This is a genomic window from Promicromonospora sp. NPDC057488 (assembly GCF_042802395.1).
Taxonomy (GTDB): Bacteria; Actinomycetota; Actinomycetes; order Actinomycetales; family Cellulomonadaceae; genus Promicromonospora.
The window spans coordinates 13,927-30,590 of the sequence record NZ_JBHVEG010000069.1 but is presented as its reverse complement, the minus strand read 5'-3'; the positions used below and the strand labels follow the sequence as shown (position 1 = coordinate 30,590).

Below are 16,664 nucleotides of genomic sequence, written 5' to 3'. Positions count from 1 at the left end.
GAACTGGCGGCCCTGATGGACGTGCCCGCCGACCACCTGACCTTCTACCGATCATTCCGGGCCCACCCGGACCCACCCAGGGCCACCCAGCCCCAGCAGAATCAGGCCCGCGCCTCCGCGGCCTTCTTCTCCTCGGCCTCGGCCTTCTTGCGCGCCGCCTCCTCGGCAGCGCGCTTGCGCTGGATCGCCCGCCGCCGCGCGGGGGTCATGCCGCCGGGCCGCTGTGCGCGCACGAACTTCTTGTACGCGTCGGCGACCTCGTGCACGGGACCGTCCATGACGAGCTGCCCCTGGTGCATCCACAGCACCCGGGTGCACATGGCCTCGATCGTCGAGATCGAGTGGCTCACCAGGAACACGGTGCCCGCGTTCGCCCGGACGTCCTCGATGCGCGACTTGCTGCGCTCCTTGAAGGCGGCGTCGCCCGTGGCGAGCGCCTCGTCGATCATCAGGATGTCCGGCGAGGCGGCCGACGAGATCGCGAACCGCAGGCGCGCGCCCATGCCGGACGAGTACGTCTTCATCGGCAGGTAGACGAAGTCGCCGATGCCCGCGAACTCCACCACCTCGTCGAACTTCTCGTCGACCTCCTTGGGCGTGAGCCCGAGCGCGAGGCCACCGATCATGATGTTCCGCTCGCCCGAGAGCTGCGGCATGAGGGCGGCGTTCACGCCGAGCAGCGACGGCTCGCCGGAGACGTGCACGCTGCCCTTCTTGGGCGGCATGAGGCCGGCGATCGCCCGGAGCATGGTGCTCTTGCCCGAGCCGTTGACGCCGACGATCCCGACGGACTCGCCGTGCCGCACCGTGAAGGAGACGCCGCGCACGGCGTGCACCTCGCTCACGGCGCCCACGTGCTGGCGGCCCGACTGGAGCAGCCGCTTGAAGAAGGGCTCCTTGACCTTGATCTCGCGGACCTCGGTGCCCTTCTTCTCGGCCTCCTTGCGCGCGCGGCCGCCGATGACGCGGTAGACCACGTGCAGGTCGTCCACCACGAGGCAGGGGTCGCCGAGATCGGTCTCGAGCGCCTCCTCACCCTCGTCCTCGGGCTCGATCTCGAGGTCGAAGTCCATGTGCTCGTCGGCCTCAGTCACGTCCGTACCTCTCCTCGCCGCGCCAGAACACGATGAAACCGACCACGAAGAACACCACGGCCCACACCCCGCCGAGAGCCCACATCAGGCCGCTGGGCGGGAACTGCTCCTCCTGCATCAGCACGGAGCGCACCAGGTACAGGTACACCGCGACCGGCTGGTACTCCAGGATGCCGCCGACGACCGCCTTGAACGCCTCGGGGATGTGCAGCTTCTCGAGGTGGCCGACGATCGGGAAGATGACGCCGGACGCGTACATCACGACGCGCATGACGAACGGCAGGACGTTCTCGACGTCGGGCGTCGTGGCCACGTACCGGGCCATGATGAAGGCCAGCCCGGTGTTGAAGATCCACATCAGCGCCACGGCGGCGGGCAGCAGGAGCCACCACCAGGTGATGTGGATCATCGCGTAGCCGGGCAGCAGCCCGCTGAGCAGCGTCACGATGCACATGACCACGATCGCGGGCAGCAGCGTGGTCAGCAGCGACAGCACCGTCGACATCGGCAGCACGGCGCGCGGGAAGTGCAGGGAACGCAGCAGCTGGGTCTTGCCGCTGATGGACTTGGCACCGCCGGTCACCGAGGACTCGATGAAGCGGTACATGAAGACGCCGATCACGATGAACGCGATCGAGTTGTTCACACCCCGGTTGAGGCCGAGCAGGATGCCGAAGATCAGCACGTACACGGCCGCGTTGAGGATGGGGTTGAGCACGGCCCAGAGCTGGCCCAGGTAGTTGTTCTGGTTCTTGGCGTACGCGGTCGACGTGGCCAGGACGCGGATGAAGGCCCAGCGGCCTGCCAGGTCACGGATGTACTCGCCCAGCGGCGGGCGGACGTTCAGGGGGCGCAGCCCGTACTTCTTCGCGAGAGCGAGCCGCTCGGCAGACGTCGTGCCGGGGACGAGCGGCGGCGGTGGCGTTTTAGCATCACCGCTGGCGGCAGGCTTTGCTGGCGCTGCCGCGTCGGTAGTAGGTGTGCTCACGGTTTGGGAAATACCTGTCTGGTCGGGGGCACTGCCGGGGACGATCCGGCCGTTCGATCCTAGCGGGTCACGGACCCTAGCAGTTTGGCCGGGACGGCTGTAGCAGCGGGTGGGACCACGCCCGCCGGACCTCGGCGGACGTCTCCCGTGAGAGACTCCACGCGTGCAGCACCCCCGTCCCGCTCCTCGAACGACCGACCCGGGCACCGCGTTCCCGCGTGTGGCCGGCGCCCTGGTCGAGTCGCCGCTGCAGCTGCTCTGCACGGTCGAAGCGCACGCCGCCGGATACGGCGGAACCGAGACGCACGTGCACGTGCGCGACGACGTCCCCGCGCTGGGCGACGCCCTGTCCGCGGTGCGCGAGCTCAGCCTCCCCGACGGACTGACCTTCGACCTGGCGGGCCGCCGCAGCGCCCTGACCGCGCGCGAGCCCGGCTGGCTCGTGGGCGACGCCTTCTCCGGCCTGTTCCAGGCCACCGCTCCCCTGCGCCGCCCGGAGCGCGTGGTGCTGGTCGACGACGGCCTGGCCACCCTCGAGCTGTGCCGCCTCCTGGTGCGCCGCGCTCCCCTGGTCCGGATCGGCCGGCCCGCGCGCGCCCCCCGGCGTCGGCTCGGTGCCGTCGCGGCCGGCCGCCTGCGCTCCCTCGCCGCCGACGGCCGCGTCACGATCTTCACCGCCATGCCGCTCACCCCCGACCTGTCCGCCGGCCTGCGGGCCCAGGGCTTCGACGTGCGGCACAACCAGTTCGGCTGGCTCACCGCGCAGCCCGCCGACGAGGCGATGCCCGAGCCGACGATCGTCGTCGGCTCGGCGATGGCCGCCGACAAGCTGATCGACCCGCACCGGTACGTCGACTGGATCCGGTCGCTGGCGAAGGAGAGCGCACTGCGCTACCTGCCGCACCGCCGCCAGACCCCGGAGCTGCTCGCGACCCTGGCCGAGATCGACGGCGTGACCGTCGACGCCCCCGGGGCCCCAGTCGAGATCCGGCTGCGGGGCCTGCGCGCGGGCCAGCGCGTGCTGAGCCTGCCGTCGACGTCGACGATCCTGTTGACCACTATCATTTCACCGCTCGGTGTCCCCGTCACCGCGCTCGACGTGCCCGCCGACTGGTGGACGCCGCGCGCGACACCCGAACAGCGAGCACACCTGACCAGCGTCGTCGAGCTCGCCCGGCAGGCCCGGGCAGCAGCCGACGACGCTTCGGAAACCGACTCCCCGGAGGCGAACGAATGACCATCCGCGTGCTCGCGGTCGCGGACAGCGACTCGTATCTGAAGTGGGCATGCGCGTCGCTGGACAGGCTCGGCCCGGCCGACGACAGCGGCCTGGACCGCTCGGCCGTGATCGTCAAGACGCCGATCGCGCCGACCACCAGTCAGATCGCCGCCGCTGTCGCCGGGTCCTCGGTGGTCCGGCCCGCCGTCCTGCTCCTCCGAGACCTCGCCGCGCAGGTCCGGGACACCAGCCCCGACGTCGTGCTCATCGCCGCGACCGGGCCCGTCGCCGAGGTCGTGGCGCGCGCCGTCGTCGCCGCGGCGGGCAAGCGCCGTCCCGCCCTGATCACCGGGCTGCCCGGCATGGCGCTGCCCGCCACGCCGAAGGGCACGGGCTGGCGCCGCTGGTGCGACGCGTTCGTGGTGCACAGCCGGCTCGAGGTCGACGCGTACCGCGAGGCCTTCGCCGCGCACGGGGTCACGCCCGAGGTGCCGCTGGCCCACCTGCCGTTCCTGGAGCACACGGCCGGGAGCCTGGGCGCCGAGCCGGTCAAGCGCGTCGTGTTCGCGGCGCAGGCCAAGGTGCCGGACAACCGGCCCGACCGGGTCACCCTGCTGGACCGCCTCGCGAAGCTCGCCGAGGACGACTTCGAGGTCATCGTGAAGCTGCGCGCCCGCAAGGGCGAGCGGCAGACGCACAACGAGGCCTTCCCGTACGACGAGCTGTGGGACGCCGAGCACGAGAAGCTCGGGCACCGCAGCGACGCGCTGCGGTTCGTCGACGGCCCGATGGCCGAGTGGCTGCAGGCCGGCTCCGCGCTCATGACGGTCAGCTCGACCGCCGCGATGGAGTCGCTCTCCCTGGGCCTGTCGACCGTCATCATCGACGACTTCGGCGTGACCCCCGAGCTGCTCAACGCGCCGTTCGCCGGCAGCGGCTGCGTGCTGCCCGTGGCCGACGCCGCCGAGGCGTTCCGCGCGGGCGGGCCGGAGCCCGACACCGCCTGGCTCGAGGACAACTACCTGCACGCCGGGGAGTCCGAGCTGCCGGCGACCGTCCGGGAGCTGGCGGCCCGCCGCGCGGCCGGGACCCTCACCGAGCTGGCCGAGGTCAAGCCGTGGCTGCGCCTGCGCTACCTGCGGATGTACTCGCAGATGTACCTGCCCCGGTTCGTCTACGCCGGGATCCGGCTGGTGACCCGTCCGGTGCGGCTGCTGTTCCTGGACAAGAAGGCCTGACCTCACTCCCCGAGATAGAACCGCAGCGAAGTAGAACCAGGGCGAGATAGAACCGCAGCGCACCTGCGGTTCTACCTCGCCCTGGTTCTACCTCGGCGGGGTCAGACGCCGTCGTCGACCCGCACACGCTCCGTGAGCCCGCGCAGGAACCCGGCACCCCACGCCATGTGCATCGTCACGAGCGTCGCGGGCAGGGCCAGCGCCGAGCGCAGGTCGAGCCGCGGGCGGCGGGTAGCGGCGTGCGCCGACGCCGCCAGCACGCCGAGCAGATAGGTGGCGGGCGCCACGAGGCCCACCACGGTCACGGGCAGCGAGCCCGCGACGCCGCCGGCGATCGCCACCAGCACGGACGCGGCGAGCACCACGACTGCGGTCGGCGGGGCGAGGTAGCGCAGGTTCGCGGTGCCGGGGTTGCGGCGCACCACCTCGCGGCGCCACATGCCGGTGCGCCAGAACTGCGTGGCGATGGCGCCCAGCGTGCGGCGCGGCTTGTACTCGACCACGAGCGACGGGTCGAACCACAGCAGGCTGCCGCTGTTGCGCAGCCGCAGGCACAGCTCCCAGTCCTGGGCCCGCACGTACACGGGCGAGTACCCGCCCACGCGCTCCAGCGCCTCGCGGCGGAACGTGCCCAGGTAGACGGTCTCGGCCGGGCCGGCGACGCCGCCCGTGTGGAACGACGCGGCGCCCAGTCCCGCCGGGTGGCTCATGGCGCGCGCCACGGCCTTCTGGACGGGGGTGTCGCCGACGGGAAGCATCTGCCCGCCGACGCCGTCCGCGCCCGCGGCCTGGAGGGCCTCCACCGCGCGGCGCACGTACGTGGGCTCGGCCACCGTGTGGCCGTCCACGCGGACGAAGATCGAGTGTCCCTCGGGCATGCGCTCCAGGCCTGCGTTCAGGCCGAGCGGCTTGGAGCCCGTCGGGTTGTCCACCACGGTGACGCGGCCGGTCTCGACCGCGAGCTTGTCGGCGATCTCACGGGTCCGGTCCTTGGACGGCCCCACCGACAGCACCACGTGCAGCGGGTGGGGATAGTCCTGGCCCAGGACCGAGCGCACCATCGCCTCGAGGTAGGGCTCCTCGTCACGTACGACGGCGACCACCGTCACCAACGGCATGCTCGCCGCCTCTACCCGCTCGGGCACGAGGCCCCCTCTCGTTGACGCGTTGGCAGGACCCACAGGTCCACGATCTCGTGTTCTGTCCGTTCCGGAAACATCGGAGGCGGACGCCGCGCACATGCGGCGTCCGCCCCCGACAGGTGCAGCTGTTACGCGTCGACGCGGCGGAGCCGCGACATCGGCGAGAACTCGCCGGGCATGACGCGCTTCTGGCCGTCGCCGAGAGCCTTCTCGAGGATGCGGATGTCGCGCACCAGGTTCTCGAGGCCCTTGGGCTCGAGCGAGGAGGCGTGGTCCGAGCCCCACATGGCGCGGTCGAGCGTGATGTGCCGCTCGACGGCGACGGCGCCCAGCGCGACGGCCGCGATCGAGATCTGCAGGCCGGTCTCGTGGCCCGAGTAGCCGACGGGCACGCCGTAGCGCTCCTGCAGCGTCGTGATGGTGCGCAGGTTCGCCTCCTCGGGGGGAAGCGGGTAGGTCGAGGTGGAGTGCAGGATCACGAGCTTGCTCGAGTCCAGGATCTCCACGGCGGCGTCGATCTGCTCCAGCGTCGACATCCCGGTCGACAGGATGATCGGCTTACCGGTCGCGGCCAGCGCGCGCAGCATCTCGTGGTCCGTCACCGAGGCGGAGGCGACCTTGTGGGTCGGCACGTTCATCTTCTCGAGGAACTCGACCGACGGGGCGTCCCACGGAGAGGCAAACCACTGGATGCCCTTCTCCTTGGCGTACGTGTCGATCTCGGTGTACTCGGGCTCTTCGAACTCGACCTTGTACTTGTACTCGAGGTACGTCATCTCGCCCCAGGGCGTCTGACGGATCTTGTCGCGCTGGTCCTTCGGCGTGCTGATCTCCGGCGTGCGCTTCTGGAACTTCACGGCCTGGCACCCGGCCTCGACCGCGACGTCGATCAGCTTCTTGGCGATCTCGACGTCACCGTTGTGGTTGATGCCGATCTCGCCGATCACGTAGACCGGCTGGTCAGCGCCCACCTGGTGCTCGCCGATGGCGACCGGCGTGGGCTGCGCGTTCGTCGCGCTCATAACGAGGTCCTTCCGAAGATGTCTTGCACAGGGTAGTGCTCGTACGGCTTGTCGATGGCTATCCGGTGACGGCGGGAGCCTGGGCGGTGCCGGCACCGGGCGCGACTTCACCCGGACGCGAGGCGAGTATACGGTCACAGACCTCACGAACCGCACCGTCTCCGCCGTCCCGGGACAGCACGATCCTGGCCTGCGCCTTCACCTCGGGACGCGCGTCGGCGACCGCGATCGGCCAGCCGACGACCGCCATGGCGGGCAGGTCGTTGACGTCGTTCCCGACGTACGCGACCCGGGCCGGGTCGAGGCCGTGCTCCGCGAGCCAGCCGCGCAGCGCGGTGGCCTTGTCCTCGACACCGTGCAGCACCTGGACGCGCAGCTTGCTCGCGCGGGAGGCGACGACCTTGTTGGTCTCGGTGGACAGGATCAGGATCGGGATCCCCGTGCGGCGGAGGCGGGAGACACCCATCCCGTCGCCACGGCTCACCCTGACCTGCTCGGTCCCGTCCTGGTCGACGTAGGCGTGGTCGTCGGTGTGCACGCCGTCGAAGTCGGTCACCAGGGCGTCGACGTCCAGCGGTTCGGGCGAGGTGTCGACGTCCTGGTCGACGAGCTGCCGGGCGAGCCACAGGTCGCGCGGCTCGTCGATCTCGATCGACCACTCCGGGGCGACCGGCTGGATGCCGACGTCACCGAAGAACCGCGTGCCGCTCTCCCGGAACCCGTCCGTGCGCATCACGTAGAAGGCGCCGGTCTCCCGGTAGTGCGGGGCCCGCTCCTGACGCCGCGGACGGTACTCGGTGGTGTGGCCCACCGGGCTCGCCACGCCGTCGTCGATCCGCCACTGGAAGTCGTGCGTCTCGGAGACGGCGACGACCACGTCCTTCTTCCCCTCGGCGACGGTCCGCACGGCGGCGTCCAGGTCCGCGGGATCGATGAACGGAGAGGTGCACTGCACCAGCACCGTGACCGGCGGGATCTCCTGCGGGGGCAGACCCCCGTCGCCGGCCTCGACCCGCTCCAGGACGTGCAGCAGCGCGGACTCCGACGACGCCGCCCCCCCGGCGATCTCCGCGGGGCGGGCCACCACCCGGGCTCCGTGCGACAGCGCCTCGGCCGCGATCTCGTCGTGGTCCGTGGAGACGATGACGGTCCCTACCGACGGGGCCGCTGACGCGGCCTGGACCGCCCGGCCGACGAGCGTGATGCCGTCGACCCGTGCCAGGTTCTTCAGCGGGACCCCTTGCGAACCGCCGCGGGCCGGGATGATCACGATGGCCGACGGGCCGGCTGTCTCTGGCATGCTTTCCTCTGACGGACTGACGCGGGCGGTGCCTGGTCGGCCAGGCCCCGTCCCGCCTGCGCGTCGCGCGCAGGGCGCTGTCCACTCTAGCGCTCACCGACTCGCCCCCTGGCACCCCGGCTCCACGCGGTCATCGGGCCGTTCGCGCCCCCTGTACGGGCCCGAACTCCATCTCTGAGAGGATTGACCCCATGAAGATCGCTGTTGCCGGAACAGGCTATGTCGGCCTGTCCAACGCCGTCCTGCTCGCACAGCACCACCAGGTGTGGGCGGTGGACGTAGACGCTTCGAAGGTCGCGCTGGTGAACGACCGCAAGAGCCCGATCGTGGACGCGGAGCTGGAGGAGTACCTGGCCACGAAGGACCTCGACCTCACCGCGACGCTGGACGCCTCGGCCGCCTACACCGGCGCGCAGGTCGTGGTCGTGGCGACGCCGACGAACTACGACGAGGTGACCAACTTCTTCGACACCTCCTCGGTGGAGTCGGTGATCGATCAGGTGCTGCAGGTGGCGCCGGACGCGACGATCGTCGTGAAGTCGACCATCCCCGTGGGGTTCACCGAGCGGGTCCGGGCCGAGCGCCCCGGTGCCGCCATCGTCTTCTCGCCGGAGTTCCTGCGCGAGGGCCGGGCGCTGTACGACAACCTGCACCCCTCGCGCATCGTGGTCGGCGACCGGTCCGAGCGCGGCAAGCACTTCGCCGAGCTGCTGCTGGAAGGCGCGCTGACCAAGGACGTCCCGATCCTGCTGACGGACCCGACCGAGGCCGAGGCGATCAAGCTGTTCGCCAACACCTACCTCGCGCTGCGCGTCGCGTACTTCAACGAGCTCGACACCTACGCCGCGACCCACGGCCTGGACACCGCGCAGATCATCGAGGGCGTGGGCCTGGACCCCCGGATCGGGTCGCACTACAACAACCCGTCCTTCGGGTACGGCGGGTACTGCCTGCCCAAGGACACCAAGCAGCTCCTGGCCAACTACGCCGACGTGCCGCAGAACCTGATCAACGCCGTCGTGGACGCGAACACCACGCGCAAGGACTTCGTCGCCGCGGACATCCTGCGCCGCGAGCCCAAGACCGTGGGCGTGTACCGCCTGGTCATGAAGTCCGGGTCGGACAACTTCCGGGCCTCCTCGATCCAGGGCATCATGAAGCGGATCAAGGCCAAGGGCATCGAGGTCATCGTGTACGAGCCCAGCCTCGAGGACGACGAGTTCTACAGCTCCGAGGTCGTCCGTGACCTGGACGCGTTCAAGGGCCGCGCCGACGTGATCATCGCCAACCGGCGCACCGAGGCTCTCGACGACGTGGCCGAGAAGGTCTACACCCGCGACATCTACGGCCGCGACTGATCATCGGTGAGGCCCGCCGTCGGCCGAGCTGGCCGAGACCTGATGGGGTCTCGACAGGCTCGACCAACGGCGGGCCTCACCCGTTCGGCCGGCAGTCAGCGCGGCCGGAACATGACCGCCTGCGCGACCGCCTTCGCCCTGCGGACCGCGCCCGACCGCCGGGACGCCTGACGGACGAGCCGTCCCGCGTCGCGCCGGAGCCGGGTCCTGACCTTCCGGGCCACCGCACGAGCATCCGCGTGGCGCTGGTCGTCGCCGGGTCCGTCAGCCTGCGGCACCGGCACCGCTCCCGCCCGGCCTGCGACGTCGTCGGGTCCCGCGAAGAACTTCGCGGTCCAGGGGTGCTCGGCGAGCAGCCGCTTCCGCTCACCCGATGCGGCACCCGGGCGGCGCATCGCGTGCGCGATCTCGTCCACCAGCAGCTGCAGGTCGACCTCGACGGGACCACGCTCGACCAGGGTGCCGTCCGGCGCGACGTCCACGCGGCTGCGGCGGACGTCGGTGATCGCCAGCGGGATGCGGTCGCTGTCCTGGAGCTTCGGCAGCCGCTCCAGCACCTCGTCGACCCCGACGGCGTACCCGGCCATCCCGTAGACCTCGACCGCCGTGGAGAGCTCGGTCGAGAAGCACCCGATGGCGGCGGCGGGCCGGAGCCTGTCGTACAGGACCTCCGCGGGTACCGGGTCGTCGAGGACCCGCAGCCGCACACCCAGCTCGTCCGCCAGGTCCGGGAGACGGTGCGCGAACGCCGGGGGCGCGCTCGGGCGCGGCGTCAGCACGACCTGCCGGTACCCGAGTCCTGCGGCCACCCGGAGGAGCCTCTCGTGCAGCGCCTGGTCCTCGTCCGGTGACAGCGGCCCGGACGTGCTCAGGTCCTGCGCGAGCACGATCGCGTCGACCCGCTCCTCGCTCGGCGGCGCGGGTGCCGTCGCCTTGCCGTGCTCGGCCACCACGTCCCGGTACCCCGCCGAGGACAGGACCACGTTCGCCACCTCGTGCTCGCGCAGGAGCACCGGGTTCAGCCCGCCCGCCAGGTCCAGGTGGAGCAGCCGGCGCAGGCGGGGCGCGATCTGCCGCGGCACGGGCGTCGGCATCGGGCCGTAGTCCGTCAGGCCGTCGGAGACGACGTCGACCGGGCCCTCCGGGAAGACGCGCAGGATCGAGGCCGACGGCTTGGCCGGCAACGACTGGAGCGTGATCCCGAACGGCTCGCGCAGGCCCACCGCGGCCGCGGCGATCCCGTGCCACCGCTCGACGTCCTCCGCCGGGCTCCACGAGACCGGGTGCTGCGGGTAGATGATCTCGTTGAGGGACACCACCCGGTCGAACCGCCGGGCGAGCTCGTCGAAACCGGGCTGCTCCGCCAGGCCTCCCCCGAGCTCGGGGATCGGTGAGTTGCCGGTCGTCATCAGCACCTTCGTGCCGGCGTCGGCGTACAGGCCGGCGTCGACGGCGGTCGCCATTCCGACGGCCGCCGTGAAGGTGGGAGCGACGAAGAGCTGGTCCATGTCAGTCGGCCTCGATTCGCAGGATCTTTCCGAGCACGATCCGCTTGGACAGGTCGAAGTGCCGCAACGCGGTCCGGACGGACTCCGGCGGGAACGAGTTCAGGAACGCCGACGACCGGTGGAACAGCTCGCGCTGCAGCTCGTGGGACAGCCTGGCGCGGCGGGACACGTGGAACTCGACGATCCGCAACGCGCCGTACGCCGCCTTGTCCACGTACCCGGCGTTGCCCGAGCCGACCGCAAGGTCGCGGATGCCGGCGTACGCGTCCAGGAAGTGCAGCGTGTTCGCGTTTCCCGCCTGGGTGAGCGCCGTGGGGTTGGCGTCCTTGCGGTAGAAGTAGCCGTTCAGGTCCACCACGGCCGTTGACTCCGTGTTCAGGTGCAGCCGCCAGAACCACGGCCGGTCCGCGGCCGTGCGCAACGACTCGTCGAAGGCGAACAGCGCGGGGTCGATCCGTTCCCTGTCGTACATCCCCGCCCACAGGAACGGGTAGTCGACGACGGTCCGGTAGCCCGGCGCGCCGATCTGCGACCTCGGGTCGAGCACGACGTCCCGACGGTTCTCGGGCGCCCGCTCGATCACGCGGTTCATCTGGTCGACCCGCACGTGATCGGTCCGGACGAAGTCGACGTTCAGCCGCTGCAACGCGGCCAGGGTCCGGTCCAGGTGCCCCACGTGGTACCAGTCGTCGGCGTCGAGATAGGTGAGGTACCTGCCCTCGGCATGCGTCAGTGCGATGTTCCTCGACTTGGCCACCCCGTAGTTCTCCGGGTTGCGCAGGGTCGTCAGCCACGGCATGTCCCGCGCCGCACGCTCGATGATCTCGGGTGTCTCGTCCGAGGAGTGGTCGTCGATCAGGATGAACTGGTAGTCATCGCGTCGGTTCGCCCTGATCGTCGCGAGGCAGTTGGGCAGGAACGCGGCCGCGTCGTAGACCGGCACGATGATGCTCAGCGTGGTCAAGGTTTCCGTCCTGGCTCGTGGTTTCCGGGGGAATCTACCGGAGCACACCGATCCCACCGACCTCGGCGGTCCCTGTCCCCTTCAGGACCGCCGCGGCGTCCAGACCGGACCCTTCGTCAGCGGCGGCTTGCTGCTGCCGCGTCCTGGAAGACCTTGGCGTACATCTTCACCGTCTCCTCCAGGTCAGGCGCGTCGAGCTCCGGGCTGCCCGCCGGCGGCGTCGCGCGCAGGCTGGTCACGGCGGAGTCGATCGTCTCGGCCGTGAGCGGGCCGTCGTAGAGGGTGATCCACCCGGCGCCCACCTTCTTGGCGAGACGTCGCGTCAGGTCGGAGGCGGGCACGAGCACGGGGCGGTCGAGCGACAGCGCCGTGTACAGCACGTGCATGTCCTCGATCTCGGCCACCTTGGGGAGCAGCACCAGCTCGGCGGCGGTGACCTCCTGCACGGTCGCGCCCTCGGAGATGGTCTCGAGGAGCAGCGTGATCTTGTCCGCGTCACGCGCGGCCATCCCCTTGAGCCCGATGTACGCCCCGGCCGCCGGCTTGCCGACGACGCGCAGCGTGAGCCCGGGCGTCTCGGTGGAGAAGAAGTTCTCGAGCGCCGGCGCGACGCCCTTGGGCAGGTTGGGCGAGATGCGGAGCAGACGGCCGGGCACCTGCGCGGAGCGCGGGTAGCCCAGGAACCGCTCCCGGTAGTGCGCGTGCGGGATCAGCGTGACGGGGCGCCCCTTCGGGGCCCGCGTCGTCTCGTCCAGCACGACGTACGACGTCGTCACCTGGTCGAGCAGCCGGTTCGCGGCCTGACGCAGGCGGCCGCCCTGGCCGCTGGCGTCCGCACCGCTGATGGTCCGCACCACCGCGATCTTGCGGCGCCTGGCCTGCAGCACGAAGTCGGCCATCTTCGCGAGCCGCTTCCACCGGCTTCCCTTGCCGAGCAGCACGCTCGACCGGTGGAGGTGGACCACGTCCATGTGGGCGTGCGGAAGCTTGCCCTCGAAGTAGCGGAACTCGACACCCGGGGTGGCTTCGTTCCCGACGATCTGGTCGATGTAGGAGACGATGTGGTACGGCTGGCGCTGAGATGCGAAGACAACGATCTTGTCGCGCTGATCGCGCTCGGCGGCGGGATCTGCAGCGGGATGAGTAACATTCGGCACCAGGCTACGATACCAACGTGGACCCTGGCTGTGCACGGGTCCGCAGTCACGACGACGGGCCTCAGCGGTCCACACAGACCGGGCACACACCAGCCCTCTGTGCACGTCAGCCCTGATCGACCGCCGGCAACGCGACTCCGATAATAGGATCCCCCACCGTGAACTCGAACCTTGTCCAAGATGTCTTCGTCAACCTCGGTGGGCAGGACGACAATCTCGGCGACTCTGCGCTGCGAGCCGGTTTTCTCCTCGCCGCCCGAGGCGAAGGCCGCCGCTTCCACGTGCTTCTGGAGAACAAGACCTCGGACTACGTCTCCGGCCTTCCCCTGAAGCCCGAGGACCGCGTCTACACCAAGGCGTCGAAGTGGGGCGCCGCCTCCAGGGCCGCTGTCCGCCCCGTCCACCTCTTCGAGGCCGGCGAGATCAACCCGCGCGCGGGCACGTACCCGAAGCGCAGCCGCGTCGCGGGCCTGCAGCAGGCGGTCAACGCCGGGGGCGCCGTCATCGTCGCCGGGATCGGCATCCGGTCGCCCCTGGTCGCGGCGGAAGCGGTCACGTTCCACCAGGTGCTGCAGGACGCGGCGATCGTGTCCTGGCGGGACCAGCCGTCCCGGGACGCCGCCGGGTTCGGCGACGTGGCGCCGGACTGGGCCTACTCGATGGGCACGCCGACGTCCCAGTGGGCCCCGGAGTCCGAGCGTCCGCTGCTGCCGATCACGCTGCGCTACGACCGGCCGTGGCCCGAGGCCTCGTGGTTCGACGCGGTCCGCGCCCTCGCCGAGCTGACGTCGACCGAGATCGTCACCGTCGCCCAGGTCGCCCGCGACGCTCCCCGCGCCGTGCACGTCGCCGAGGAGCTCGGCGGCAAGTACCTCGTGGCGGCCAGCACCAGCCACCGCGACCTCGACGACCACGTCCGCGACGTCTACCGCAGGTCGCTCGCGGTGATCAGCGACCGCGCGCACGGGCTGATCATCGGCGCGTCGGAGGGTGCCTACCCTCTCGGGTCGGCCGCCGACCCGGAGAAGATCAAGCGTCTGCTCGACTCCGCGGGTCTCGGCGAGCTCACCGGCCGGTACGACGAGCTCGCGCAGCTCGGCCCGCAGGTCGTGGAGCGCCGCTCGAGCCTCGTGTCCGGCATCGACACCGCCCGGGCCACGCTCACGGACCTGCAGGAGCGGATCCACAAGGCCATGGACGCCGTCCTCTGACGTCCTGACGGACCGGGCGGACGCCGCTCGACTCCTGGTAGGCGGCTGGCCTCGACCAGCTCGCTCCTACCAGGAGTCTTCACGTCCCAGGCCTGCTCACAGCGCCTTCTGCACTCGCCGCAGGACCGGTTCCAGCGCGGGGAAGGTCCGGATGCTCCGCCTCGCGACCCGACGCGCCAAGGAGGTCTTCTTGGCCGGCGCGGTCCTGCGCGGATTCGCCGCGTAGTCCGCGAAGCTGGTCTCCGCGTAGAAGACCGCCCAGTCGAGAAGCTGCCGGGCGTCGTCGAGCGTCGGCTCCGGCGAGAACTCGGCGGGCAGCGCGCCCTGCACCAGCTGCTGGTACAGGCTCGACATGTCGTACGAGGTCATCCGCTCGGCAGCCTTGACCGACGCGCGTGAATAGCTGAGGTAACGCTCGCCGTCCTCGGCGAAGGCCGCGATCTCCCGGGCGATCCCTACCGCGTCACCCTGGCGAACGGCGACGATGCCCTCGTTGTCCAGGACGGGCACCAGCCACGGCAGCTCGTACATGACCACGGGCACGCCACGGATCTGCGCCTCCGCGAGCGTCAGCTGGTAACCCTCGATGATGCTCGTCGTCACGAAGAGGTGCGCCGCGTCGATCGACCGGATCAGCTCCTCGCCGCGGCGAGGCCCGACGACCTTCACGTGATCGGCCAGGCCCCGCTTCTCCACCTCGGCAGCGAGGTCCTCCACGGTGTAGTCCTGCCAGCTCGGACCGATGACCGTGAGCTGGAAGTCGACCGACAGCCGGCGCAGCTCCTGCGCCGCGACGAGCAGCTCGACCGGCTTCTTCATCCGCTCGTCCAGGCGACCCCACCAGACGAGCTCGATCCGACCGTCGGGCGCACTCTTCGCCACCTCCATGGCGGCCGACTCGATCAGCAGCGGCGACGGCGGGTTCGGGAGGTAGACCGTGTGCTCGATGCCACGGAGCTTCCAGTACGCGACGTCGAGCGGGGACAGCGTCACCGTGGTCGCGAGCGCGCCCAGGTGCTCAGTGAGGAACGTCGTCAGGTCGTTCTGGACGTAGATGGGCCGCAGCCCGAAGGTGTGGATCCACCCGATCGTCGGCACGCCCAGAGCGCGCGCCATCAAGGCGTACGACGGCCACTGCCGGCTGTAGAGGACCTGCTGATCGATGATGACGTCGATCTCCTCGTCCCGGCAGATGTCTGCCCACTCCTGCACCCGGGCGGGCATGCCCTTGCCCTGCATCTCGATGAACTTCGCGCCCTCGGGCACGCCATCGAGGGAGCTGTCCTTGCGTTGCGCGACGATCGTGACCCGGTACCCGGCCTCCAGCAGGAAGTGCGCCTGCGAGAGGAGCACGCCGGACACACCACCGGTGGTGAGCGTCTTGGTGGTCAGCAGCACGCTCCGCACCGGGCGCTCACCCGCCTCGATCCGGGTGCCGGACGCCGCGAGGACCGGGAGAACCTCAGGGGTGTGGGTCACCGCCGCGAGCACGACGTCGGACTGCGGGACGCGGGTGTGCAGCAGGTCGAGGCAGGCTCCGTGCAGGTCGCTGCTCAGGTTCTTGTGCAGGTAGCCGATCACGTTGGCGATCATCGACAGCCTCGCCGACTCATAGCTCCTGATCAGCTCGGTCGGGTCCGTCCGGCTCGACGTCAAAGACTCGAGCGCCGGACGAATGCACTCGGCAGCATCGATGGCACCCATGTAGTACGCGAACTGGGCGACGTCCGCGACCGCGTGCCCGCTGTCCCCACGACGGAAGAAGTACCGGTAGAGGCGGTCGGGGATCGATACGTACTTCCGGGCACGTGCCGCCGCGAGGAAGATGATCGGGAGGTCGTTGACCCGCGGGAGCACAAGGTCCGCCGGGAGCATCCCGTGGACCTCACGCAGCAGCGAGGCCCGGAAGAGGTAGCGCCACAGCTGGCCCTGTGCCGCCCTGCCGACCGGGAAGAGGCCGCTGAACACCTCCTCGCCGCTGAGCGAGCGATGGATCGGTGCCAGGCGCCTCTGGTATCCCCTGACCGTCTGACCGTCCGGGTTGATGACCTCGACCCCGAAGCCGACCAGGTCGGCGTTCGTCGCCTGCGCCTTGGCGGTCGACTTCGCGACCGCGTCCGGGGCGAGCTCGTCGTCACCGTCCACGAAGAGGACGTACTCACCCTGGGCCGCCATGATGCCGGCACGCCGGCTCTGGAAGGCCGAGCCGTTCTGCTCCAGCCGGATCAGCCGGACGCGCTCGTCCCGGGACTGGTAGCGCTCGATGACCTCGCTCGTGCCGTCGGTCGACGCGTCGTCCACGCAGATGACCTCGAACTGCCCGACCGTCTGACGCAGACAGCTCTCGATCGCGTCACCGATCCAGGCCTCGTCGTTGTGCACCGGAAGGACGATCGAGACGAGCGGTAGCGAATGCAATGAGGTCTCCGACGCTGGAGGGCGGACGCGCGCATCGCGGCAATC

Annotated in this window: 13 protein-coding genes; 4 read left to right on the top strand and 9 right to left on the bottom strand. The window is 70.4% G+C overall.

All coding sequences use genetic code 11. The features are described 5' to 3' along the window. Nucleotides 1-101 precede the first annotated feature (101 nt). Nucleotides 102-1,094: an ABC transporter ATP-binding protein gene (locus ACFU5G_RS15630; RefSeq protein WP_377246237.1), complete on the bottom strand. Its 993-nt coding sequence runs from the start codon at nt 1,092-1,094 to the stop codon at nt 102-104. Continuing rightward, nucleotides 1,087-2,082, bottom strand: coding sequence for an ABC transporter permease (locus ACFU5G_RS15625; protein WP_377246234.1), 996 nt, complete (start codon nt 2,080-2,082; stop codon nt 1,087-1,089). The genes ACFU5G_RS15630 and ACFU5G_RS15625 overlap by 8 nt, the downstream gene beginning before the upstream one ends. A gap of 163 nt (nt 2,083-2,245) precedes the next feature. On the opposite strand from ACFU5G_RS15625, the gene ACFU5G_RS15620 reads away from it, so the two are divergent. Together ACFU5G_RS15620 and ACFU5G_RS15615 are read left to right on the top strand one after the other, a co-directional pair. Beyond that, the gene (locus ACFU5G_RS15620) at nt 2,246-3,319 is read left to right on the top strand and encodes a hypothetical protein (RefSeq protein ID WP_377246231.1); all 1,074 of its coding nucleotides are present in this window, start codon (nt 2,246-2,248) and stop codon (nt 3,317-3,319) included. Then, complete coding sequence (locus ACFU5G_RS15615) at nt 3,316-4,539, top strand: DUF6716 putative glycosyltransferase (RefSeq protein WP_377246228.1); 1,224 nt, start codon at nt 3,316-3,318, stop codon at nt 4,537-4,539. Before ACFU5G_RS15620 ends, ACFU5G_RS15615 begins: the two co-directional genes overlap by 4 nt. A 101-nt stretch (nt 4,540-4,640) precedes the next feature. On the opposite strand, the gene ACFU5G_RS15610 is transcribed toward ACFU5G_RS15615, so the two are convergent. The 3 genes from ACFU5G_RS15610 to ACFU5G_RS15600 form a co-directional block, all read right to left on the bottom strand. After that, a complete protein-coding gene (locus ACFU5G_RS15610) occupies nt 4,641-5,657 on the bottom strand; it encodes a glycosyltransferase family 2 protein (RefSeq protein WP_377246225.1) in 1,017 nt (338 codons plus the stop codon). A gap of 152 nt (nt 5,658-5,809) precedes the next feature. Next, complete coding sequence (locus tag ACFU5G_RS15605; protein ID WP_377246222.1) at nt 5,810-6,703, bottom strand: N-acetylneuraminate synthase family protein; 894 nt, start codon at nt 6,701-6,703, stop codon at nt 5,810-5,812. Nucleotides 6,704-6,761: 58 nt separating this feature from the next. Then, the gene (locus tag ACFU5G_RS15600; protein ID WP_377246219.1) at nt 6,762-8,003 is read right to left on the bottom strand and encodes a cytidylyltransferase domain-containing protein; all 1,242 of its coding nucleotides are present in this window, start codon (nt 8,001-8,003) and stop codon (nt 6,762-6,764) included. A gap of 191 nt (nt 8,004-8,194) precedes the next feature. On the opposite strand from ACFU5G_RS15600, the gene ACFU5G_RS15595 reads away from it, so the two are divergent. Continuing rightward, nucleotides 8,195-9,361, top strand: a complete 1,167-nt coding sequence (locus ACFU5G_RS15595; RefSeq protein WP_377246216.1) for a nucleotide sugar dehydrogenase — start codon at nt 8,195-8,197, stop codon at nt 9,359-9,361. Between the two features lie 95 nt (nt 9,362-9,456). On the opposite strand, the gene ACFU5G_RS15590 is transcribed toward ACFU5G_RS15595, so the two are convergent. The 3 genes from ACFU5G_RS15590 to ACFU5G_RS15580 form a co-directional block, all read right to left on the bottom strand. Then, nucleotides 9,457-10,869, bottom strand: a complete 1,413-nt coding sequence (locus tag ACFU5G_RS15590) for a polysialyltransferase family glycosyltransferase (protein WP_377246213.1) — start codon at nt 10,867-10,869, stop codon at nt 9,457-9,459. Between the two features lies 1 nt (nt 10,870). Beyond that, nucleotides 10,871-11,833, bottom strand: a complete 963-nt coding sequence (locus ACFU5G_RS15585; protein WP_377246210.1) for a glycosyltransferase family 2 protein — start codon at nt 11,831-11,833, stop codon at nt 10,871-10,873. 116 nt (nt 11,834-11,949) lie between these two features. After that, a complete protein-coding gene (locus ACFU5G_RS15580) occupies nt 11,950-12,990 on the bottom strand; it encodes a hypothetical protein (RefSeq protein ID WP_377246207.1) in 1,041 nt (346 codons plus the stop codon). Nucleotides 12,991-13,148: 158 nt separating this feature from the next. On the opposite strand from ACFU5G_RS15580, the gene ACFU5G_RS15575 reads away from it, so the two are divergent. Next, the gene (locus ACFU5G_RS15575) at nt 13,149-14,201 is read left to right on the top strand and encodes a hypothetical protein (protein WP_377246204.1); all 1,053 of its coding nucleotides are present in this window, start codon (nt 13,149-13,151) and stop codon (nt 14,199-14,201) included. A 96-nt stretch (nt 14,202-14,297) separates the two neighbouring features. Here ACFU5G_RS15575 and ACFU5G_RS15570 read toward each other — a convergent pair whose 3' ends face one another. After that, nucleotides 14,298-16,619, bottom strand: a complete 2,322-nt coding sequence (locus ACFU5G_RS15570; protein ID WP_377246201.1) for a glycosyltransferase — start codon at nt 16,617-16,619, stop codon at nt 14,298-14,300. Between the last annotated feature and the right edge of the window lie 45 nt (nt 16,620-16,664).